This is a genomic window from Leucobacter chromiireducens, from assembly GCF_051993095.1.
GTDB classification, from domain to species: Bacteria; Actinomycetota; Actinomycetes; order Actinomycetales; family Microbacteriaceae; genus Leucobacter; species Leucobacter chromiireducens.
In genome coordinates, this window is record NZ_CP197024.1 from 1,537,293 (window position 1) to 1,558,061 (window position 20,769).

Consider the following 20,769-nt stretch of genomic DNA (forward strand, 5'->3'; position numbering starts at 1 on the left):
GCACCTCGAAAGCGGGGGTTCGGCTTCGGCCGGGCCCCCGCTCGTCAATTCCTGCGGGGCCGGATCGCTAGGCTGAGCTCCGTGGGCGATACGGATGCAGCGCAGTGGACACTGGTGAGTGGCGGGGCGCAGTTGCGCTTCACGGCGAGCCGGGTGCGTGCGGCATACTCACCGGGCTTTCTGGCGGTGTGCGCGTTCGTGGGCGTCACCACGGGCGGCGTGGCGGGTGTCGCCGGGTCGGGCCTCGCAAGCGCGGTACTCGTCGCCATACTCGTCGGCGGCGTCATTGCTGCACTCGTGGGGTACTTTCGCCTCTCCACGCAGGCGCGTCCGATCACGCTGACGCTGTCGGGCGAAACGGCAACGGTGTCAATCGGTGGCGACAGCGCTGATCGCACCGTCGCCCGGCTTGCCAAACTGCGACGCATCGTGATCGTGCACGATGGTGCGCCGGCGCGGGTGGTGGTTGATGCGGCTGGGCGGCGTGAGCGCTGGACAGTGGGGCAGCTGCACCGCAACAACCGGCCCGAGGAGCACCTCCCGCTGCCTCCGGCTGCGCTCGTGACGACACTGCGTGGGCTTGGCCTCCGGCTCGAAACTGAACGCGTGCGCGGCATCCGAACGACAACGATCCTGCCCGCGTAGAGGTCCGCTGCTCAGCATGCCGCGCGCCGTATGACGCCGCGTGACCTCGCGTGACCGACTGTGTCGCGGAGAAGTGCGCGGCCGGGCGACCGTCAGTACCGTTGCCCGCATGACGACGCTGACGGACACACTGCCCACCATTGACATCCCCGAGATTGCGCCCGCGGATCGTGCCACTCGGCTCGACGCTGCTGGCGCCGCGTGGAGCGCGCGGATCGACGCGCGCCGCGATTCCTCGAAGCTCACCTACCGCGTGACAGGCAGCGGCGAGGGTGCGGTCGCCACTCGGCTGCGATCGGGCAAGCACGAGTTCGTCATCGATGAGCCCGCGCCGCTCGCAGGGGACGACGTCGCCCCGAGCCCGGTCGAGCTCGCGCTCGGCGCGCTGATCGGCTGCCAGGTGGTCGTGTATCGACTGTACGCACAGGCCCTCGGCATCCAGGTTGATGACATTGATGTGACCGCGGAGGGTGATCTCGACGCTGCACGGCTCCTCGGGAAGGACGATACGGTGCGCCCCGGCTTCAGCGCGATCCGTCTCCGTATTGAGCTCACGGGCCCGGAGTCCCAGGAGCGGTACGAGCAGCTGCGCGATGCGGTCGACGTGAACTGCCCGGTGTACGACCTCTTTGCGAACCCGACGCCGATCTCGGTTGAGGTCGCGAAAGCGTAGCGATTCCTTCGGCCGCGCCCCGCACCTTCTGGGGCGCGGCACCCGGTCACCGCTAAGCTCGGGGGAGTATCAGCGGCCGATGCGGCGTGGGGAGGAGGCAGCGTGCACCTGAAGAGCCTCACGCTCAAGGGCTTCAAGTCCTTCGCCCAACCAACCACGTTCCAGTTTGAACCCGGCGTCACCGCGATTGTCGGCCCGAACGGGTCAGGGAAATCGAACGTCGTTGATGCACTCGCTTGGGTGATGGGTGAGCAGGGCGCGAAGACGCTGCGCGGCGGGAAGATGGAAGACGTCATCTTTGCGGGCACCGCGACACGGGGCCCGCTCGGCCGAGCAGAGGTGCGCCTCACCATTGACAACGCTGACGGTGCGCTGCCGATCGACTACACCGAGGTGACGATCAGTCGCACGCTGTTCCGCAACGGTTCGAGCGAGTACGCGATCAACGGCGAGGCGTGCCGGCTGCTCGATGTGCAGGAGCTGCTGAGCGACTCGGGCCTCGGTCGCGAGATGCATGTCATCGTCGGTCAGGGCCAGCTCGACGCGGTACTCCGAGCCACCCCGGAGGATCGCCGCGGCTTCATCGAAGAGGCCGCCGGGATCCTGAAGCACCGGCGGCGCAAGGAGCGCACGCTCCGCAAGCTCGATGCGATGGAAACGAACCTCACCCGCTTGAACGACCTTGCGGGGGAGATCCGGCGACAGCTCAAGCCGCTGGGACGCCAGGCCGAGGTCGCCCGCGCGGCGCAGGGCATCGCCGCCGAGGTGCGTGACGCAAAGGCCAGGCTCCTCGCCGACGACGTTGCCCGAGTGCGCGCGGAGCTCGACGCGCTCTCTCGCGACGAGGCGGAGCGGCACTCCGAGCGCATCGTGCTGCAGGAGCAGACCGAGCAGAAGCAGCTTCGGATCCAGCGGCTCGAAGCCGAGCAGCAGAGTGACGAGCTTGACGCAGCCCGGCGTGTGACGATTGGGCTCGAGTCGGTGCAGGCGAAACTGCGCGGACTGTTCGCCCAAACCCAGCAGCGCCTCACGTTCCTCGCGACGCAGGCCGAGGCTCCCGAACAGCTGTCGCGCATCGGTCAGGGCGCCGTGGATGAGGCCGAGGCCGAGGCGGCCCAGCTCGCGGACGCCGTGCCCGAGGCTGAGACGGCGTGGGAGGCCGCCGGAGCGGCGACCCGCCGCGCGCAGCAGGCGCTCGACGCGATCGACGAGCACATTGCGGCTCAGAGCGCACTGGTATCGAAGCACGACCTCGAGCTGTCGCAGTTGCGCGGCAGGGCAGAGGCGGCGGCGCAGAAGCATGCGACCGTGGGCGAGGAGATCGCACGACGCGAGCACGCAGTTGCGCAGGCTGAGGCGCGGCTCGCCGAGGCGCGCGACCAGCTCGCGGATTTTGCCGCCCGCGAGGAGGCTGCGGAGGGCCCTGAAGGCGGGCTTGACGATGCGCACCGCGCCGCACAGGACGCCCAGACCCAGGCCGAAGCCCTGCGTGACGCTGCGCGCGACCGGGTACACGAACTGGAGCAGGAGCGTGCCGGACTCGATGCCCGCGTGGGTGCGCTCGCCCGCACGCTTGACCAGCGGGACGCGTCAGGCGCGCTGCTCGCGGAGTCCCGCCCCGGGATCACGGGGCGGGTCGCCGAGCGCGTGCGCGTGCGCGAGGGCGCTGAAGCCGCTGTGGGCGCCGCGCTCGGCTCGTACGCCGACGCACTCCTTGCAGCGGACACGGTTGCGGCGGAGCGTGCCGTGGATCTCGCTCGGGATCAGGACCTCGGCAGACTTCGGGTCGTGCTCTCGTACTGCGCCGAACTCGCGGACGCGGCACCCGAGGTTTCCGGCCTCACGCGCGCGGTTGATCTGCTGCTCGCTGCGCCCGACGGTGTACGTGGCCTCCTCGCCCGAAGCTACGTCGCGCCCAGCCTGAACGCGGCAGTGGCAGCAGCGCCCGAGCTCACTCGGCTCCTGCCCGGGGGCGGGTACACGGTGGTCACCGATGACGGCGACGTACTCACCGCGTACACGCTGAGCGGTGGATCCGGTGGCGCGCCTTCCCGCATCGCGCTCACGGCGGAGCTCGAGCAGGCCACGCAGCGTCGTGACGAGGTCGCTGAGCAGATCGCGGGCACGGAACTGGAACTTGCGGAGCTGCGCGAGCACGCCGCGCGTGCAAAGCGCGCAACCCAGGAGTCGTTCGCGCAGCTGCGCGCTGCTGACGCTCGATTGGCGGAGATCGCGCAGGAACGCAACCGCCTCGCCACCCGGGCGGACTCCGCGGCCGCGGAAGCCGAGCGTTCGCGTCAGGGACTCGCGTCTGTCGCAGCGTCGGCAGCGCCGCTCGAGCAGCAGGCGAACCGTGCTGCGCACGCGCTGCGCGAGGCGGAGGCGGCACCGCGACCGATCCTCGATGCCAGCCAGCGAGATGGCCTGCTCGCGGAGCTTGAAATGGCCCGTGCTGCGGAGCTCGAGCGTCGACTCGGATTGGAGACGGCCCGCGAGCGTGCGCGCGCCGGCCTCGCGCGGCACGAAGCGCTGATCGCGCAGCTCGCCGCAGAGCAGCGCGCTGCCGAGGAAGCGGCGAGGCGCGCCGTGCTGCGGGCGCGGCAAGTGGCACAGGCGGAGCGCGTTGCGGAGGCGCTGCCGGGGATTCTCGACGCCTGCGATCGCTCGCTCGCCGAGGCGCGGCTTGCGCAGCAACAGGCGGAGGCCGAACGCGCGAGGCACAGCCAGGAACTCACGCTCCTGCGCGCCGAAGACGCGGAGCTGCGGCACACGTTGCACGGCCTCACCGAGCGCGTGCACGGCGCTGAACTGAAAAGCTACGAGCGGAAGCTGCAGCTCTCCGGCCTTCTCGAGCGGGCGGGCAACGAGCTCGGGCTCGTCGAGGACGTGCTGATCGCAGAGTATGGCCCCGAACAGCCGATTCCCGAGCCAGACGCCAACGCCGTCGCCGACGTTGAGACGCAGGCGCTGGCTTCCGGCGGAGCCGATCCCGAGCCGCGGTTCGCGAATGCCCTCGAGGCCGAGCTTGCCGCGGAGCTTGGCCTCGACCAGCCGGCTGCCGCGAGCGACACTGCCACCGTCAACGAGGCGGTGCAGCAGGTCAGGACGCGTCCGTTTGTGCGTGCGGAGCAGGAGAGGCGACTGGCCAAGGCGGAGAAGCGCTTGGCGGAGCTCGGGCGAATCAACCCGCTTGCTCTCGAGGAGTTCGCGGCGCTTGAGCAGCGCCACTCGTTCCTCACCGAACAGCTCGCTGACCTCACGAAGACGCGCGCCGACCTGCTCGCGATCATCAGCGAACTCGACGAGAAGATGCAGGGAATCTTTGCGGCGGCGTTCGAGGACACCCGGGCCGCGTTTGCCGAGGTGTTTCCGATCCTCTTCCCGGGCGGCTCTGGCGAGATCGCGCTGAGTGCGCCCGAGGATCTGCTCGGCACGGGGATCGAAATGACGGTCCGGCCCGCCGGCAAGCAAGTCGAACGCCTCTCGCTGCTGTCCGGCGGAGAACGTTCGCTGGCGGCGGTGGCGTGGCTCATCGCGATCTTCCAGGCGCGGCCGAGCCCGTTCTACATCGTCGACGAGGTTGAAGCGGCGCTCGACGACGCAAACCTCGGACGACTGCTGCAGGTGTTTGAGCGGCTGCGCGAGAACTCGCAGCTCATCATCATCACCCACCAAAAGCGCACCATGGAGATCGCCGACGCGCTCTACGGGGTCTCGATGCGGCAGGACGGGATCTCCGCCGTGGTCGGTCAGCGCATCACCCGCGAGGACTGAGCCGTCTGAAGCGGGCGAGAGCCCACCACGAGAGCCCACCACGAGACCCCACCACTAGACTCAGGGTATGGCTGAGCGATCCTGGTCTTTCTCGAAGGCATTCCGCAACATCTTCAGCGGCCCCGCGCTGATCACTGAAGACACGTGGGACGATCTGGAGACCGCCCTCATCACCGCAGATTTCGGCCCCGACGTCACGGAGAGCATCCTCGACCAGCTCCGTGAGGACGTCGATCGGCACCGTGTCACCGAGGTCAAGGAGCTCCGCAGTATGCTCCGCGACGCCGTCGAGGAGCGCCTCGCCAAGTACGATCCGACGCTTCGGCTCTCCGAGCGGCCGGCCGTGATTCTCGTGGTGGGGGTGAACGGGGTCGGCAAGACGACGACCATTGGGAAGTTTGCCAACTACCTCAAGAATTTCGACAAGCGGATCATTGTCGGTGCCGCAGACACCTTCCGTGCGGCCGCGGTTGAGCAGCTCGCCACGTGGGCTGATCGCGCGGGCGTGGACATCGTGAAGCCGCAGCAGCAGGGCCAGGATCCCGCCTCGGTTGCGTTCCAGACCGTGCAGCGGGCCATCGAGGAGGACTTCGAGATCGCGATCATCGATACCGCGGGGCGCCTGCAGACCAAGGGCGGCCTCATGGACGAGCTCGGCAAGGTGCGCCGCGTGATCGAGAAGCAGGCGCCCGTGGCTGAGGTGCTGCTGGTGCTCGACGCAACGACGGGCCAGAACGGGCTCGCGCAGGCGGAAGCGTTCATCGAACACGCAGGGGTGACGGGACTCGTGCTCACGAAGCTTGACGGTTCGGCGAAGGGGGGCTTCGTGCTCTCGGTACAGGAGAAGACGGGGCTGCCGATCAAGTTGGTCGGTCAGGGAGAGGGCATCACTGACCTCACGGGCTTCACCCCGCACGTGTTTGCCCAGCAGCTCGTCGGATAGCTGCGTGCGGCGCAGTTTCTTCCGCCCGTCGCGAAAAACTGACCGCTGAGTGCAAAAGTGCGGTATACCTAGAAGAACGAGGCCTGACGGCTGAGCCACGAGCTGCGGCCGCCGGACCGAAAGCCACGCCAACCAGGCGGGGCGTTCGAGAAAGGGTAGACATGCAGAACCTCACCGTCCTGGGAACCGGCGTCCTCGGCTCCCAGATCATCTTCCAGGCGGCGTATTCGGGCAAGCAGGTGGTCGCGTACGACCTCAGCGATGAGATTCTCGGCAAGCTCGCCGAGCGCTGGGAATACCTGAAGCCGCTCTACCTGCGCGACCTGCCCGACGCCACGCCCGAAAAGCTCGATGCGGCGGTGGCTCGAATCCGGACGTCCTCGGATCTCGCCGACGCGCTCGCCGATGCTGATCTCGTGATCGAGGCGGTTCCTGAGCGGCTCGACATCAAGCAGAGCACCTGGGAGCGGGTGGGAGAGCTCGCCCCCGCGAAGACGATCTTCGCCACGAACTCCTCGACCCTCCTGCCGAGCGACATCGCGCCCTTCACCGGCCGCCCCGAGAAGTTCCTTGCGCTCCACTTCGCAAATGAGGTGTGGAAGTTCAATGTCGGCGAGGTGATGGGGCACGAGGGCACCGATCCCGCGGTGTTCGAAGCGGTCGCCCAGTTCGCGGAAGAGATCGGAATGGTGCCGATCCGCATCCACAAGGAGCAGCCGGGATACGTGCTGAACTCCCTCCTGGTCCCGTTCTTGAATGCCGGTGCACGGTTGCTCGTGCGCGGCGTCGCAACGCCCGAGGACATCGACAAGACCTGGAAGATCGCAACGGGAGCACCGACCGGCCCGTTCGAGATATACGACGTCGTCGGCATGATGACGCCCTACCAGCTGGGGGCGTCAAGCGAGGATCCCGAGATGCAGGAGTTCGCCGCGCACATCAAGCGTGAGTACATCGACAAGGGCTGGCTCGGGAAGGGCGCAGGACGCGGCTTCTACGACTACAGCGCGAAGTAGTTCACATCCACTCATGGTGGCCCGGGTCGACACGACCCGGGCCACCGCTGCATGATGCGCACCTGCGTCGTGCAAAGAGCTAGAATCGACCCATCATGGCTACTTTCGGAAACCTCTCTGCGCGGCTCACCGACACCTTCAAGAACCTGCGTGCGAAGGGCAAGCTCTCCGCGTCTGACGTTGACAGCACCGTCCGCGAGATTCGACGCGCGCTGCTCGAAGCAGACGTCGCGCTCGACGTCGTGAAGGACTTCACAGGGAAGGTGCGTGAGCGTGCCCTCGGCGACGAGGTCAATGCTGCGCTCAACCCCGCTCAGCAGGTCGTGCAGATCGTCAACGAAGAGCTCGTCGCGATTCTTGGTGGTGAGCAGCGCCGGCTGCAGTTCGCGAAGAAGCCGCCGACGGTCATCATGCTCGCCGGCCTGCAGGGCGCGGGTAAAACGACCCTCGCGGGCAAGCTGGCGAAGTGGCTGAAGGATCAGGGCCACACGCCGATGCTCGTTGCGTGTGACCTGCAGCGACCGAACGCCGTCACACAGCTTGGCGTGGTCGCTGAGCAGGCCGGCGTGGCAATCTACGCGCCCGAGCCGGGCAATGGCGTTGGCGATCCCGTCAAGGTGGCCAAGGGGGGTGTTGCCGAGGCGCGCGCGAAGCAGCACGACTTCGTGATCGTCGACACGGCTGGTCGACTGGGTGTTGACCAGGAGCTCATGCAGCAGGCTGCGGACATCCGCAAGGCGGTGGAACCCGACGAGGTCCTCTTCGTGATTGACGCGATGATCGGCCAGGACGCCGTTGCAACCGCGCAGGCCTTCCAGGAGGGCGTGGACTTCACCGGTGTCGTGCTGACGAAGCTCGACGGCGACGCCCGCGGTGGCGCGGCGCTGTCGATCCGCGGCGTGACCGGACGCCCGATCCTGTTCGCCTCGACGGGTGAGGGGCTTGGGGATTTCGAGCCGTTCCACCCCGACCGGATGGCGAGCCGCATCCTTGACCTCGGCGATATCCTCTCGCTGATCGAGCAGGCACAGAGCGCGTTCGATGAGGACGAGGCGCGGAAGGTCGCCGAGAAGATCGCGAAGGACGAGTTTACGCTCGACGACTTCCTCGGCCAGATGCAGCAGCTTCGTGGCGCCGGCTCCATCAAGAAGATGATGGGCATGCTTCCCGGCATGGGGAAGATGAAGGAGCAGCTCGACAACTTCGATGAGCGCGAGATCGTGCGCACCGAGGCAATCATCCAGTCGATGACGAAGGCTGAGCGGCAGAACCCGAAGATCCTCAACGGGTCGCGACGCCTGCGCATCGCCAAGGGCTCTGGGATGACCGTGACCGATGTGAACGCGCTCGTGCAGCGCTTCGAGCAGGCCGCGAAGATGATGAAGACTGTTGCCCGCGGCGGTGTCCCGCAGATTCCCGGAATGGGCCCGATGCCCGGCATGGGCGGCCACGGCGGGAAGAAGAAGCAGCAGGCCAAGAGTAAGGGCAAGCAGCGCTCCGGCAACCCCGCGAAGCGTGCCCAGGAAGCCGCGGGCGTGGCCGCGAAGCAGGCCGAGACGCCCACGGGTTCCGGTTTCGGCCTGGGGAAGGGTGCGGGCGCGCAGCCGACCGAGGAAGATATGGCGAAGCTGCAGCAGATGCTGGGGAAGGGCATGCGCTAAGTGAGTTCGCTGCCGCACGGCGCTGCGGCAGCCGAGCGTCTCACGCTCTTCCGACGCGAGTGGCCCGCGCGGATCAGCTGGGGCCAAGTGCGCGCCGCGGAGCCGCGCGTCTTCTGGCGGGCGGCGGGTGGCGCCGCGCTGGTGGTTCCCACGATCGCCGCACTGCTGCTGTGGACCTCGCTCGCTGGCGAGTTCCCCGCACCAATATCTCTCCCCGCGTGGCTTGAGTGGATGCGCGGCGGCCTCGTGGTTGGGGGCTTCTGGTTGGTCCTCATGCTCGGCGTGTTCGCGGTGATCCTGTTGGATCGGCCGCGTGAGTTGCGCCGCGAGCTCGCGTTTCGCAGCTTCGCCGCCGCTCGTGGCTTGAGCTACGCCCGGCTGGGTGCTGCGCCGCCCGCGCGCGGGATCTTCTTTGCGGAGCCGAACGATGGGACAGCGCGCGGGGCGGCGCGACGCAGACGGCTCGGCATGCTCGCGGTGCCGGGCGATGCAGCGCGCTTCCGCGCCAACTTCTCGCTTTCCCCTGCGGAGCAGCCCGCCTGGCTGGGGGCAGAGCCGTCGCTTCAGCTCGCGATCGCGTCGTATTCTGGGGGGAAGAACGATGCGCGAGGCCCGCTCCTCGGCTTCCGCTACCTCCAGCTCCGTGCTCCCCGTGCCCTCCCGCACCTCGTCATTGATTCGCTGTCGAACGGACGGCTCAGAGAGTTCCTTGCAGGGGCGCAACGACTCTCCTTGGAGGGCAACTTCGACCGCTACTTCGCGAGCTATGCCCCCAAGGGTTACGCGCGCGACGCGCTTGAGCTCCTCACGCCCGATGTGATGGCAGTGCTCATCGATCACGGGAAGCACTGGGATATCGAGGTTGTCGAGGATCGGATCCTCATTGTGTCGCGCCGCGTGGGGCGGCGCTGGGACCGTTCGGAGACCACGGCGCTGCTGCTCTTCGCGGAGGTACTCGGCGCGGAGCTCGGCCACCAGGCCCGCCACTACACCGACCCGCGCGCTGCGCGTCCGCGCCTGCAGGTCGCCGCGCCTGGGCAGCGGCTCGCGCGCGGCTCGCGCGTGTGGACCGTAGCGCTCGTGTGCGCCCTCGGTGCGGCGTTCTTCACCTTCCCCTTTGTGCTGGGGTGGCTGCTCGACCTGAGCTAGCTGTTCTGGCTTCCGCCCGCCCGGTCTCTCGGATCGTGACCGAGCCGTGATTTTTCTGCGCCATGTACACTCTGACATGTACTATTGTACTAACCGGGTGATGGGGCTTCTCCCTGATCCCGACCACAGGCCGAGCGGTGCTGTGCGACTCAACGAATCAAGGGTGACTCAATGACTCGGAACAAGATCCTGACAGGCGCGGCCATGGTGGCCGTTGCCGCGATCGGCCTCACCGGCTGTGCGAGCGGTGGCGGGGGCGGTGGCGACGCTGCCGGTGAACCCCAGACGGGCGGCACCCTCAAGGTGCTCGCGAACGGCGATGTGGATCGGCTCGACCCGCAGCTCACGGCCTATGTGCCGGTGAACAGCGTGGTCCGCGCGATCTCCCGTTCGATCCTGAGCTACGAGTCGTCGAACGAGGTCGACAAGCGTGTGGAGTTGACCGGTGATCTCGCGACCGAGGTTCCAGAGCCCACAAACGATGGTCTCACCTACACGATTACACTGCGCGACGGTGCGCAGTGGGGTGCTCCAGACGGCGCTCGCGCGATCGTGGCGAGCGACGTCGAGCGCGGGATCAAGCGCATCTGCAATCCGCATATCGGGGCGGCGCTCGGTGGGTACTTCATCAATCTGATCGACGGCATGGAGAGCTTCTGCGATGGCTTCGCGAAGGTGGCTCCCGAGGTCGGGCCGATGAAGGACTACATCGAGAAGAACGACATCTCCGGCATTGAGACGCCCGACGACAAGACCGTGGTGTTTACACTCACTGAGCCCGCATCCGACTTCACCTCGATGCTCAGCCTGCCGACGGCCAACCCCGCGCCGATTGAGGTGCTCGACTACCTGCCGGACTCACCCGAGTACCGCAACAACTTCATTGCTTCAGGCCCGTACACGGTGGCCGAGCACAAGCCCGACGTCTCGATGAAGTTCGTTCGCAACGAGGCCTGGGACGTGAAGAGCGATCCGCTCCGCGGCGCGTACGTCGACGAGATCCAGATGACCATGGGTCTCGAGGCCGACGCCGCCATGCAGCAGCTGCAGGCTGGCTCCGCGGATCTTCTTTTCGACCTCCAACCGAGCCCCGCGAACATTCAGCAGCTCACAACCGCGAACGATGAGAAGTTCTCCACTATGGAGAACGGTGGCATCGATCAGTTCCTCTGGTTCAACACGAAAACCGACAACAACGGCGGCGCATTGCAGAAGCTCGAGGTGCGTCAGGCTATTCAGTACGCCATCGACAAGCCCGCAGTCGTGCAGGTGATGGGCGGCGAGGACATCGCTACCGTAACGAACGGTATCTTCGGCCCTGGCGTTAACGGCTACGAGGACTTCTCGCTGTACGGCGACAAGTCGGGCAAGGCGGACCCGGAGAAGGCGAAGGAGCTGCTGGCGAAAGCGGGAGTCGAGAACCTCACGCTCAAGTTCCCCTACCGAAACCTAGGCACCCAGCCCGACATCGCACAGACGGTACAGGCGAGCCTCGAGGCCGCGGGTATTACGGTTGAGCTCTTCCCAGTCCCGCCGACGGACTACTACGCCAACTTCATGTCAAACGTGGAGAACACGACCGGCGGCGAGTGGGACGTTGCACTGGTGGGCTGGTCCCCGGATTGGGTAGGCGGCGCTGCGCGCTCGGTGTTCCAGCCGCAGTTCACGTTCGACGGTACCCCGCAGACCTACAACTACGTCGACTACAACAACGATGAGGCAAACAAGCTCGCCACCGAGGCACTGTCAGCAGCGACCCCTGAGGAGGCAGGCAAGCTCTGGCACCAGGTGGACGAGACCGTGATGCAGGACTCGCCCATTGTGAGCATTGTCGCTCGAAAGAAGGCCAATTACCACTCAGCGCGCGTCGAGAACTTCGAGATCTATGCGCTCGCCCAGAACGGCGACTGGACGAACGTCTGGCTCACGAAGTAACAACTCGGTAGCAGGGTGGGGCGGTGCTCCTGTGTGGTCGCACCGCCCCACCCGCGCCTGGGAAAGGTGAATCGGATGACGATTCTTGAAGTGTCGAATCTCGTGGTGGACATCCCCACAGAGGATGGCGATGTGCACGCTGTGCAGGATGTCTCATTTGACGTGCGGGAGGGCGAGTTCTTCGGCATCGTGGGCGAGTCTGGCTCCGGGAAGTCCGTACTCGTGCAGTCAGTCATGGGGTTGATCCCGCAGGCGAAGACGTCCGGGACGGTGTCGTTTCGAGGGCAAAACCTGCTGACTCTCGGTGCCGATGGGCTTCGCAGGCTCCGCGGCAAGGAGATCAGCATGATCTTCCAGGATCCGCTCTCGAGCCTGCACCCGCAGTACACCATCGGGTGGCAGATCGTTGAGCAGATCTGCGCCCACGAGCAGGTGACGAAAGCTGAGGCGAAGGCGCGGGCGATCGAGCTGCTCGAGAAGGTGCGGATCCCGAACGCGGTGGAGCGCTTCGACGCATACCCGCACCAGTTCTCAGGCGGGATGCGCCAGCGCGTCATGATTGCGATGGCGCTTTCCCTGGGGCCGGCGATCATCATCGCCGACGAGCCCACCACCGCTCTGGACTCGACCGTGCAGGCACAGATCCTCGATCTGCTCGCAGAGATGCGCGCGGACCTGGGGGCTACGGTCATCATGATCAGCCACGACCTCGGCGTGCTGGCGCGCGTCGCCGATCGCGTCATGGTGATGTACGGGGGGCGTCGCCTTGAGCTGGGGGAGAGCGCCCAGGTGCTCGGCAACCCGGCCCACCCCTACACGGCCGGGTTGCTGCGCTCCTCTTCATTCAATACGGCTCCGGGCGCGCCGCTCGTGCCGATCGCTGGACGCACGCCGAGCCTCTTGACACCGCCGAGCGGCTGCGTGTTCCAGAGCCGCTGCCCGGATGCGATGGAGATTTGTGGCCAGCGTCCGCCGCTGCGCGAGTTTTCCGACGGCACCGAGGCACTGTGCTGGCTCGAGACGCCGCCGAGCGCCCCCGCACCGCCCGATCCCAAGCTGCCTGCGCTGGCGATCTCCGAGGACGACGCGATTGTGGAAGTGCGTGATCTGGCGCTCGAATTTCGGCAACGACGGGCAGCGCCCAAGCGTGTGCTCGACGGCATCAGCCTGTCGGTGCGGCGTGGTGAAACGCTCGGCCTCGTGGGAGAGAGTGGCTGTGGGAAGACCACCCTTGCCCGCGCGATTGCGGGCCTCATCCCGCAGACGAGTGGAACTGTTCACTTCGACGGCCGCGATACGTCGGAGTTGCGCGGTGAGGAGTGGCGTGCCCAGCGGCGGCGCGTGCAGGTCGTGTTCCAGGATCCTTTCGGGTCACTGAACCCGAAGCGTCGCGTCGGCGCGATTATTGGGGACCCGTTTCGGATCCACGGGGTCGCGTCTGGTCGCGAGCGCCAGGCTCGGGTGCAGGAACTGATGGAGCTGGTGGGTCTCAACCCCGAACACTTCAACCGCTTCCCGTCTCAGTTCTCGGGGGGCCAACGGCAGCGGATCGGCATCGCGCGTGCGATTGCGCTTCGGCCTGAGCTCGTGATCTTGGACGAACCGGTCTCGGCGCTCGACGTGTCGATTCAGGCCCAGGTGCTGAACCTCCTCGACGAGCTGCAACGCGAGCTGGGACTCACCTACCTGTTCATCTCCCACGACCTCGCCGTGGTGCGGCACGTGTGCGACCGCATCGCCGTGATGGAGGGCGGCCGCATCATCGAGCTTGGTGAAGCGGAAGCCGTCTACGGCGCCCCGCAGCAGCCCTTTACGCAGCGCCTGCTTGCCGCGGCGGCGCCCGAGATTCCCCGCCGTCCGCGCGAGCGAGAGCTCCTTGCCGCGGCGGCGGTCTCTGGGACGGAGGCCCACGCATGAACCGCGTTTTCTCAAAAGAGACCAAGGTGCTCATCACCCCGGCGGCTGCCGCTCGGCGTGCCGCGGAGGTCAAGGCGCGCAGCTCCTGGCAGCTCACTGCCGCTCGCCTCGTCCGTGATCCCGCGAGCATCGTCTCCGCGATCGTCATTGTGCTGATCGTGGCGTTCGCGCTGGGCGCGCCGCTCGTGGCACAGTGGACCGGGCACGGGCCAACCGAGCAGTTCCGCGAGACCGGGCTGTCGTCAGCGGGCATACCGGTGGGACCGAGCAGTGAGTTCATCCTCGGCACCGATCAGCTCGGCCGCGACATCCTGGTCCGACTTGCCTATGGCGCACGCGTGTCGCTGCTGGTCGGCGTTGTTGCATCGCTCATTGCGTCGGCGATCGGCATTCTCATCGGAATGATCGCCGGCTTCTTCGGCGGCGTGGTCGACACGATCCTCAGCCGGGTGATCGACCTGGTGATGAGCGTGCCGTTCTTGCTCGTCGCAATCGCCACGGTGTCGGTGCTCGGCCCGAGTCTGCAGCTCTCCATCGCCGTCATCGTCTTCTTCAGCTGGACCGGGCTCGCACGCGTGATCCGCGGTCAGGTGCTCGCCATCCGCGAGCGCGAGTTCGTGGAGGCTGCCCGCTCACTCGGCGAGTCACGGATGTCCATCATGTTCACGGGTGTGCTGCCGAACCTCGTGGTGCCGATCATCGTCTACACCACGCTCATGATCCCCGCGGCGATCGTGTTCGAGGCCACCCTGTCGTTCCTCGGCCTCGGCATCGTGCCGCCGACGCCCAGCTGGGGCAACATGCTCGCGGACGCGGCGAACGGCTCGATGTACATGGTGGCGCCGTGGATGGTGCTCGTTCCCGGTCTCGCCCTCCTCGCGCTGACGCTCGCGTTCAATCTGCTCGGTGACGGTCTGCGCGATGCGCTCGACCCGTCCTCCACGAAGGGAGGGAAGTGATGGTTCGCTTCCTCGCCTCGCGCATCGGCTTTGGTGTGCTCGTGCTGTTTCTCCTCAGCGTGTTCGTCTTCGTGCTGTTCTACGTCACGCCCTCCGACCCCGCGCGCATTATCGCGGGCGACAAGGCGACCGAGGAGCTGATGGCGCAGATCCGCACGAATCTCGGGCTCGACAAGCCGATGCTTGAGCAGTACCTCATGTTCATCGGCAACCTCGTGCAGGGCGACCTGGGATACTCGTACCGGACCAACCTGCCGGTCGCGGACATCGTGCTCACCCGGATCCCGATCACGATGTCGCTCGTGTTTGGCGCTGTCATCGTGTGGCTCCTCATTGGCATCCCGATCGGCATTGCATCGGCGAAGCGGCCCGGCAGCGTGCGGGATCGACTGGGTCAGGGCTTTGCCATTGTGGGCATCAGTTTCCCCACGTTCGTGCTCGGCATGCTCGCGCTCTACACGCTCTACTTCCTGCCGACAAAGCTGGGGATTACGCTCTTCCCGCCCTCCGGCTACGTGCCCTTCGCGCAGGATCCGTTGCAGTGGGCGTGGCACCTGATCCTGCCCTGGTGCACGCTCGCGCTCGTTACGAGCGCTGTGTACGCGCGGCTCACCCGCGGCCAGATGCTTGAGGTGCTCGGGCAGGACTACGTGCGCACCGCGCGCGCGAAGGGCCTCACAGAGCGGCGGGTGACGTATGTGCACGCCTTCCGCAGTGCCATGCCGCCGCTCGTCACCCAGCTCGGGATCGACATCGGCATGCTGCTCGGTGGCGTGATTGTGATCGAGCAGGTGTTCGGCCTCCAGGGCGTGGGCGCTCTCGCAGTCACGAGCGTGGCAATGCAGGATCGGCCCGTGGTGATCGCGATCGTACTGCTCGGCGGTGTCTTCGTGGTCATCTCAAACCTCGTGGTCGATACGCTGTACGCGCTGCTCGACTCGCGCGTTCGCACCGCCGGCAAGTAGTTCGAGTGACCCACCATTGGAAGGACGGATACCCCATGCAGCGAAGCGCTGAGTACCTGATTGGCACGGACATCGTCGCGCGCGACGTGTGGACGACGGTGCCGCTTGACTGGAACGACCCAGAGGGTGAAACGATCCGCGTGTACGCACGCGAGCTCGTCGCCGCTGAGCGCCGCTCGGAGGACCTGCCGCTCCTCGTCCACCTGCAGGGTGGTCCTGGCGGCAAGGGAACGCGCCCGCTCGCCCGAAGCTCGTGGGTGGGGGCAGCGCTCCGCAGGTTCCGACTCGTGATCCCGGACCAGCGGGGGACGGGCCGCTCCACACCGCTCTCCGGCAGAGACTTCGCCGAGCTGCCAGCCGAAGAATCAGCACGGCGGCTGTCGCTCCACCGTGCGGACTCGATTGTGCGAGATCTTGAGGCGGTGCGCGCGACGCATTACGCCGGGCGCCAGTGGTGGTCGATTGGGCAGAGCTATGGCGGCTTCCTCACGCTGCACTACCTCTCCACCGCGCCGGAGGCGCTCGTGGCTTCGGCAGTGACGGGTGGGCTCGCCGCGCTCGAGCCTGATCCCGCAGAGGTGTACCGCCGCACCTTCCCGCGCGTGCTCGAGAAGAATCGGGTGTTCCGAGAGCGGGCCCCGCACCTCACGGGTCGGGTGGACCGGATCGCGGACCTGCTCGAGGCGGAGGACGTGCGACTCGCGGATGGGGATCGCCTCACCGTGCAGCGATTCCAGACGCTGGGACTCGACTTCGGTATGGCCCCGGGCTTCGACCGGGTGCACTGGCTCCTCGACGAAGCCTTCGCCGACGCGGACGAGACACGCTTGAGCGACACCTTCCTCGAGACGGTGGGTGAGGCGACGGGGTTTGCCACGAATCCGCTCTTCATTGCATTGCAGGAGAGCATCTACGGGCCGGGTCCCTCCGCCTGGGCGGCGCAGCGCGAGCGCGATGCGCGGCCCGAGTTCGCTCCCGGCGCCAGGTCACTGCTCTTCACGGGCGAGATGGTATTCCCCTGGATGTTCGAGGAGATCCGCGCGCTCCGCGGCTTCCGCGCGGGAGTTGAAATACTCGCTGCGCGAGAATGGCCGATCGAAATGTACGACACCGCAAAGCTCGCGCAGAACGCTGTGCCGGTGGAGGCGGCCGTCTACTTCGACGATATGTACGTCGACGCGGGGCTGTCGCTCGACACCGCGGCGCGCGTGTCTGCGCTGCATGCTTGGGTCACGAACGAATTCGAGCACGATGGCGTTCACCACGACGGTGTCGCCGAGCGGCTCTTCACCGCCCTCGAGCATCGGCTCGGCGGCACCCCCACCACCCGCAACTAGTTCTCAGGAGGAGAATCACTGATGTCCCACGCCTCGCACGCCTCCCACGCACCCCACGCCACGAGCCTGTCCGGGCTCGGCGCCGCGGTCCGCACTGTTGACTGGGAGTCCGGAATGCCGAACTCGCGCGCGGTACGGCGCGATCCGCGCATGCCGCTGCTGTCCACCACGCCGGGTTTCACGGAGTGGATCAGTACCGGCTGGGGGGAGGCGGATCGCACGCCGCGCGTGGAAACTGGGGCGGCAGAAGCTGCGGCAGCGCACCGCGCCCGGCTCTCTGCCGAGCTGCCCGGCCAGGCGCTCGTGATCACGGCGGGTCGTGCGCAGCTGCGCGTGAACGATAACTTCTTCGAGTTCCGTGCCGACAGCGATTTCCTCTGGCTCGTTGGGTACGGCGTCGAAGACGGTGTCCTCGTGCTCACGCCCGCGGCGGGCGGCCATGACGCGGTGCTCTACGTCACGCCGCCCGCGCGCCCCGGGGAGGCAGCGTTCCATGCGTCTGCTGCGCACGGCGAGTTGTGGGTGGGGCCGCAGCCGGGAGTCGCCGAGTTGCAGGCAGCGCTGGGCCTCACCGTGAAGCCGATCGCCGAGCTGCGACTCCCGGTGGGCGCGCTCGTCGCGGGCGCCGCTGTCGTGGCGGCGGGGGCGGGAGCGCACCTCGAGGGGACGCCGCGCTCTGCCGAGCTCGCACGCGTGCTCTCCGAGCTGCGCATGTTCAAGGACGCGTGGGAGGTCGCCGAACTCCGCCGTGCCATCCTCAACACGGTGGACGGCTTCGCCGAGGTGCGTCGTGAAATCCCGCGCGCCATCGAGCGCGGGGGAGAGCGCTGGCTGCAGGGCACCTTTGATCGCCACGCCCGCACGGTGGGTCAGGCGCCGGGGTACACGACGATCGTCGGGTCCGGAGCGCACGCGCCCGTGCTGCACTGGGTGCGTGCGGACGGCGAGATCCTGCCCGAAGAACTCCTGCTTCTCGACATGGGTGTGGAAGGACGCTCGGGCTACACGGCAGACGTCACGCGTACGCTCCCCGCGAGCGGCACCTTCAGTGCGGTGCAGCGCGAGGTGCACGACCTCGTTGAGCGCTCGCACCGCGCTGGCCTCGCGGCGGTTGCCCCCGGGCGGCCGTGGGCGGACTTCCATGCGGCAAGCATGGAAGTCATTGCACGCGGACTCGCGGATTGGGGGCTGCTCCCCGTGTCGGTCGATGAGGCGCTCTCGGAGCACGGCCAACAGCATCGTCGGTACATCGTGTGCGGCGTCGGCCACCATCTCGGTCTCGACGTGCACGACTGCGACGGCTCGAGCTACGAGGCGTATCTCGGGGGTACCGTGCAGGCAGGCATGGCCTTGACCGTTGAGCCGGGACTCTACTTCCACGCGTGGGACGAGACCGTGCCGCCTGAGCTGCGCGGGATCGGTGTGCGGCTCGAGGACGACCTCATCGTCACCGACAGCGGCACCGAGGTGTTGAGCGACGCACTGCCCATTGACGCGGCAGGAATTGAGGCCTGGATGGCGGATCAGCTCGGAGGTGGACTCTAAAACTCCTGGTCCCAGCAAAAATTGCGAAACAGGGTGTCGCTGTGGCAAAATAGACGAGTTCACGCATTCGCGTGCCCAGGCTTTCGCGCAGCGGCCCAGTTTCGTCGCGTGTCGTCGTTTCACAATCAAGGAGTCATCTCATGGCAGTCAAGATCCGCCTCAAGCGCCTCGGCAAGATCCGCGCACCTTACTACCGCATCGTCGTTGCCGACTCGCGCACCAAGCGCGACGGTCGTGTGATCGAGGAGATCGGCAAGTACCACCCCACCGAGAACCCCTCCTTCATCGAGGTTGACTCGGATCGTGCACAGTACTGGCTGAGCGTCGGCGCACAGCCGACCGAGCAGGTTGCAGCGATCCTCAAGCTCACGGGTGACTGGGGCAAGTTCTCGGGCGAGGGCTCGACCGAGTCGCAGGTCAAGGCTCCCGAGGCGAAGGCTGTCTTCGAGGCAGACGCTTCGAAGAAGGCCGTTCTTCGTCCCAAGGCTGAGAAGCCGGCTGCGGCCCCCGCTGAGGAGGCTGCTGAGGCTCCCGCCGAGGAGGCCACCGAGGCCGCTGAGACCACCGAGGACTAATCCTCTTGGCTGAACAGGCGCTCGCTGACGCCCTCGGACATCTCGTCCGAGGAATCGTTGACCATCCGGATCGAGTGCGGGTTGACGCCCGCGGTGGATCGCGCGGCGAGGTGCTCGAGGTGCGCGTGCACCCCGGGGATCTCGGTCGCGTGATCGGCCGTGGCGGCCGCACCGCCTCCTCGCTGCGCACCGTCGTGAACTCGCTTGCCGCGGGTGAGCGCGTGCGCGTTGACGTCGTCGATACTGACGACGCCGCCGAGGCCGTCTCGACCGGAAGCGACGCCTGATGGCCGGCGCCTCCGGGCGCGCGCATGCTCCCCGTCCCGCTAGCGGGGCGGGGAGTTTGCGTGTTGGCCGTCTGACGAAGCCGCACGGCCTGAAGGGCGGCATCAAGCTCGAGCTCTTCACGGACAACCCGGAGCTGCGCTTCGTGCCAGGCGCCGAGTTTTACCTTCAGGTCCCCGAGGAGTCGCCCTGGTTTGGGCGCACGATCACGCTGCGCGAGCTGCGCTGGTTTAACGACTCGCCGGTCGGCTTCTTCGCGGAGCTCCCCGATCGCACCGCTGCCGAGGGCATCGTGCGGGCAATCCTCTGGATTGACGAGGATGCCGTGGCCGATGGCGAGGAAGAGAATGCCTGGTATCACCACCAGCTCGTTGGGCTTGACGTTGTCGAAGGCGAGCGGAAGCTCGGTGTCGTGGCCGAGGTGCAGCACTTCCCGGCGCAGGACCTCTTGGTCGTCACGACCGAGACCGGCGCGGTGCTCGTGCCGTTCGTCGAGCAGATCGTGCCGAGCGTCGATATCGAGGCCGGCGTGGTGCACGTCACCCCGCCTGCCGGGCTGTTCGTGGAGCGCGAAGCCGAGATCGCGGGCGGTCCGGACGCCGGGCAACCGGCGGCGCGCGTGCGCGATGAGGAGACCGGCGCATGAGGATCGACGTCGTCTCGATCTTCCCCGGCTACTTTGACGCGCTCGAGCTCTCACTGCTCGGCAAGGCAAAGCAGCGCGGCATCGTGGACGTGCGCGTCCACGATCTGCGCGAGCACGCGCACGACAAGCACCGCACCGTTGACGACACGCCAAGCGGTGGCGGCGCGGGCATGGTCATGAAGCCGGAACCTTGGGGCACTGCGCTGGACGCGGTGCTCGCAGAGGATGGGGCTGATCCCGATCCGCTCATCATCTTCCCGTCGCCCGCTGGCGAGGTGTTTACCCAGCGCATGGCGCGTGAGCTCGCGGAGGAACCGCACCTGGTGTTCGGCTGTGGTCGATACGAGGGGATCGACCAGCGTGTGTTCGAGGAGTATGCCGAGCGGGGTCGCGTGCGGCTCGTCAGCATCGGTGACTACATATTGAACGGCGGCGAGGTCGCGACGATCGCCATGATCGAGGCCATCGCGCGCCTCGTGCCGGGCGTGGTGGGCAACCCCGAGAGCCTCGTCGAGGAATCGCACGAGGACGGCCTGCTGGAGTACCCGAGCTACACGAAGCCCGCCGAGTGGCGCGGTCGTGCCGTACCGCCGGTCCTGCTGAGCGGCAACCACGCCGCGATTGCGGCCTGGCGCACCGAGCAGAGCGTTGAGCGTACGCGCCGCGTGCGCCCCGAGCTCCTCACGCGCGAGCAGCGCGGCGAGTCCGCCGGCCGCCACGCAGCGGACGACTAGTCCCTCTCCA

General features: G+C 67.1%; 17 protein-coding genes. All 17 read left to right on the plus strand.

The window, feature by feature from the left end; all coding sequences use genetic code 11:
• The first annotated feature begins 81 nt into the window (after positions 1 to 81).
• The 17 genes from ACR81A_RS06885 to trmD all read left to right on the plus strand — a co-directional run bounded on the left by ACR81A_RS06885 (position 82) and on the right by trmD (position 20,759).
• Positions 82 to 645, plus strand: a complete 564-nt coding sequence (locus ACR81A_RS06885) for a hypothetical protein (protein WP_440313097.1) — start codon at positions 82 to 84, stop codon at positions 643 to 645.
• Positions 646 to 754: 109 nt separating this feature from the next.
• Positions 755 to 1,318, plus strand: a complete 564-nt coding sequence (locus tag ACR81A_RS06890; protein WP_202383082.1) for an OsmC family protein — start codon at positions 755 to 757, stop codon at positions 1,316 to 1,318.
• A 102-nt stretch (positions 1,319 to 1,420) separates the two neighbouring features.
• Entirely contained in the window at positions 1,421 to 5,092 is a 3,672-nt protein-coding gene (locus ACR81A_RS06895) for a chromosome segregation SMC family protein (RefSeq protein ID WP_440313098.1), read from the plus strand.
• Positions 5,093 to 5,159: 67 nt separating this feature from the next.
• Positions 5,160 to 6,035, plus strand: a complete 876-nt coding sequence (gene ftsY, locus ACR81A_RS06900) for a signal recognition particle-docking protein FtsY (RefSeq protein ID WP_202383084.1) — start codon at positions 5,160 to 5,162, stop codon at positions 6,033 to 6,035.
• Between the two features lie 161 nt (positions 6,036 to 6,196).
• The gene (locus ACR81A_RS06905) at positions 6,197 to 7,051 is read left to right on the plus strand and encodes a 3-hydroxyacyl-CoA dehydrogenase (RefSeq protein WP_202383085.1); all 855 of its coding nucleotides are present in this window, start codon (positions 6,197 to 6,199) and stop codon (positions 7,049 to 7,051) included.
• Between the two features lie 95 nt (positions 7,052 to 7,146).
• Positions 7,147 to 8,712 (plus strand): signal recognition particle protein, encoded by a 1,566-nt coding sequence (gene ffh / locus ACR81A_RS06910; protein ID WP_202383086.1) that lies wholly within the window; start codon positions 7,147 to 7,149, stop codon positions 8,710 to 8,712.
• Positions 8,713 to 9,861 (plus strand): hypothetical protein, encoded by a 1,149-nt coding sequence (locus ACR81A_RS06915; RefSeq protein WP_440313099.1) that lies wholly within the window; start codon positions 8,713 to 8,715, stop codon positions 9,859 to 9,861.
• A gap of 171 nt (positions 9,862 to 10,032) precedes the next feature.
• Positions 10,033 to 11,796, plus strand: coding sequence for an ABC transporter substrate-binding protein (locus tag ACR81A_RS06920; protein WP_440313100.1), 1,764 nt, complete (start codon positions 10,033 to 10,035; stop codon positions 11,794 to 11,796).
• Positions 11,797 to 11,871: 75 nt separating this feature from the next.
• Positions 11,872 to 13,713, plus strand: coding sequence for an ABC transporter ATP-binding protein (locus tag ACR81A_RS06925; RefSeq protein WP_440313101.1), 1,842 nt, complete (start codon positions 11,872 to 11,874; stop codon positions 13,711 to 13,713).
• A complete protein-coding gene (locus ACR81A_RS06930; RefSeq protein WP_440313102.1) occupies positions 13,710 to 14,672 on the plus strand; it encodes an ABC transporter permease in 963 nt (320 codons plus the stop codon). Before ACR81A_RS06925 ends, ACR81A_RS06930 begins: the two co-directional genes overlap by 4 nt.
• Positions 14,672 to 15,637, plus strand: a complete 966-nt coding sequence (locus ACR81A_RS06935) for an ABC transporter permease (protein ID WP_440313103.1) — start codon at positions 14,672 to 14,674, stop codon at positions 15,635 to 15,637. The genes ACR81A_RS06930 and ACR81A_RS06935 overlap by 1 nt, the downstream gene beginning before the upstream one ends.
• A gap of 35 nt (positions 15,638 to 15,672) precedes the next feature.
• On the plus strand, positions 15,673 to 16,974 hold the full coding sequence (locus tag ACR81A_RS06940) for an alpha/beta fold hydrolase (protein WP_440313104.1): 1,302 nt from the start codon (positions 15,673 to 15,675) through the stop codon (positions 16,972 to 16,974).
• 21 nt (positions 16,975 to 16,995) lie between these two features.
• Positions 16,996 to 18,519 carry an aminopeptidase P family protein gene (locus ACR81A_RS06945; RefSeq protein ID WP_440313105.1) on the plus strand — a complete coding sequence of 508 codons (1,524 nt, stop codon included), beginning with the start codon at positions 16,996 to 16,998 and terminating at the stop codon, positions 18,517 to 18,519.
• Between the two features lie 140 nt (positions 18,520 to 18,659).
• A complete protein-coding gene (gene rpsP, locus ACR81A_RS06950; protein ID WP_202383093.1) occupies positions 18,660 to 19,094 on the plus strand; it encodes a 30S ribosomal protein S16 in 435 nt (144 codons plus the stop codon).
• 5 nt (positions 19,095 to 19,099) lie between these two features.
• Positions 19,100 to 19,381 carry an RNA-binding protein gene (locus tag ACR81A_RS06955; RefSeq protein WP_202383094.1) on the plus strand — a complete coding sequence of 94 codons (282 nt, stop codon included), beginning with the start codon at positions 19,100 to 19,102 and terminating at the stop codon, positions 19,379 to 19,381.
• Positions 19,381 to 20,025 carry a ribosome maturation factor RimM gene (rimM, locus tag ACR81A_RS06960; protein ID WP_202383095.1) on the plus strand — a complete coding sequence of 215 codons (645 nt, stop codon included), beginning with the start codon at positions 19,381 to 19,383 and terminating at the stop codon, positions 20,023 to 20,025. Before ACR81A_RS06955 ends, rimM begins: the two co-directional genes overlap by 1 nt.
• Positions 20,022 to 20,759: a tRNA (guanosine(37)-N1)-methyltransferase TrmD gene (gene trmD, locus ACR81A_RS06965; protein ID WP_202383096.1), complete on the plus strand. Its 738-nt coding sequence runs from the start codon at positions 20,022 to 20,024 to the stop codon at positions 20,757 to 20,759. The genes rimM and trmD overlap by 4 nt, the downstream gene beginning before the upstream one ends.
• The last annotated feature ends 10 nt before the right edge of the window (positions 20,760 to 20,769 follow it).

Excerpts from the sequence above, each read along its gene's own strand:
- ACR81A_RS06890 (WP_202383082.1), top strand. The coding sequence starts at position 755 with ATGACGACGCTGACGGACACACTGCCCACCATTGACATCCCCGAGATT.
- ftsY (WP_202383084.1), top strand. The coding sequence starts at position 5,160 with ATGGCTGAGCGATCCTGGTCTTTCTCGAAGGCATTCCGCAACATCTTC.
- ACR81A_RS06905 (WP_202383085.1), top strand. The coding sequence starts at position 6,197 with ATGCAGAACCTCACCGTCCTGGGAACCGGCGTCCTCGGCTCCCAGATC.
- ffh (WP_202383086.1), top strand. The coding sequence starts at position 7,147 with ATGGCTACTTTCGGAAACCTCTCTGCGCGGCTCACCGACACCTTCAAG.
- ACR81A_RS06920 (WP_440313100.1), top strand. The coding sequence starts at position 10,033 with ATGACTCGGAACAAGATCCTGACAGGCGCGGCCATGGTGGCCGTTGCC.
- ACR81A_RS06925 (WP_440313101.1), top strand. The coding sequence starts at position 11,872 with ATGACGATTCTTGAAGTGTCGAATCTCGTGGTGGACATCCCCACAGAG.
- ACR81A_RS06930 (WP_440313102.1), top strand. The coding sequence starts at position 13,710 with ATGAACCGCGTTTTCTCAAAAGAGACCAAGGTGCTCATCACCCCGGCG.
- ACR81A_RS06935 (WP_440313103.1), top strand. The coding sequence starts at position 14,672 with ATGGTTCGCTTCCTCGCCTCGCGCATCGGCTTTGGTGTGCTCGTGCTG.
- ACR81A_RS06940 (WP_440313104.1), top strand. The coding sequence starts at position 15,673 with ATGCAGCGAAGCGCTGAGTACCTGATTGGCACGGACATCGTCGCGCGC.
- ACR81A_RS06945 (WP_440313105.1), top strand. The coding sequence starts at position 16,996 with ATGTCCCACGCCTCGCACGCCTCCCACGCACCCCACGCCACGAGCCTG.
- rpsP (WP_202383093.1), top strand. The coding sequence starts at position 18,660 with ATGGCAGTCAAGATCCGCCTCAAGCGCCTCGGCAAGATCCGCGCACCT.
- rimM (WP_202383095.1), top strand. The coding sequence starts at position 19,381 with ATGGCCGGCGCCTCCGGGCGCGCGCATGCTCCCCGTCCCGCTAGCGGG.
- trmD (WP_202383096.1), top strand. The coding sequence starts at position 20,022 with ATGAGGATCGACGTCGTCTCGATCTTCCCCGGCTACTTTGACGCGCTC.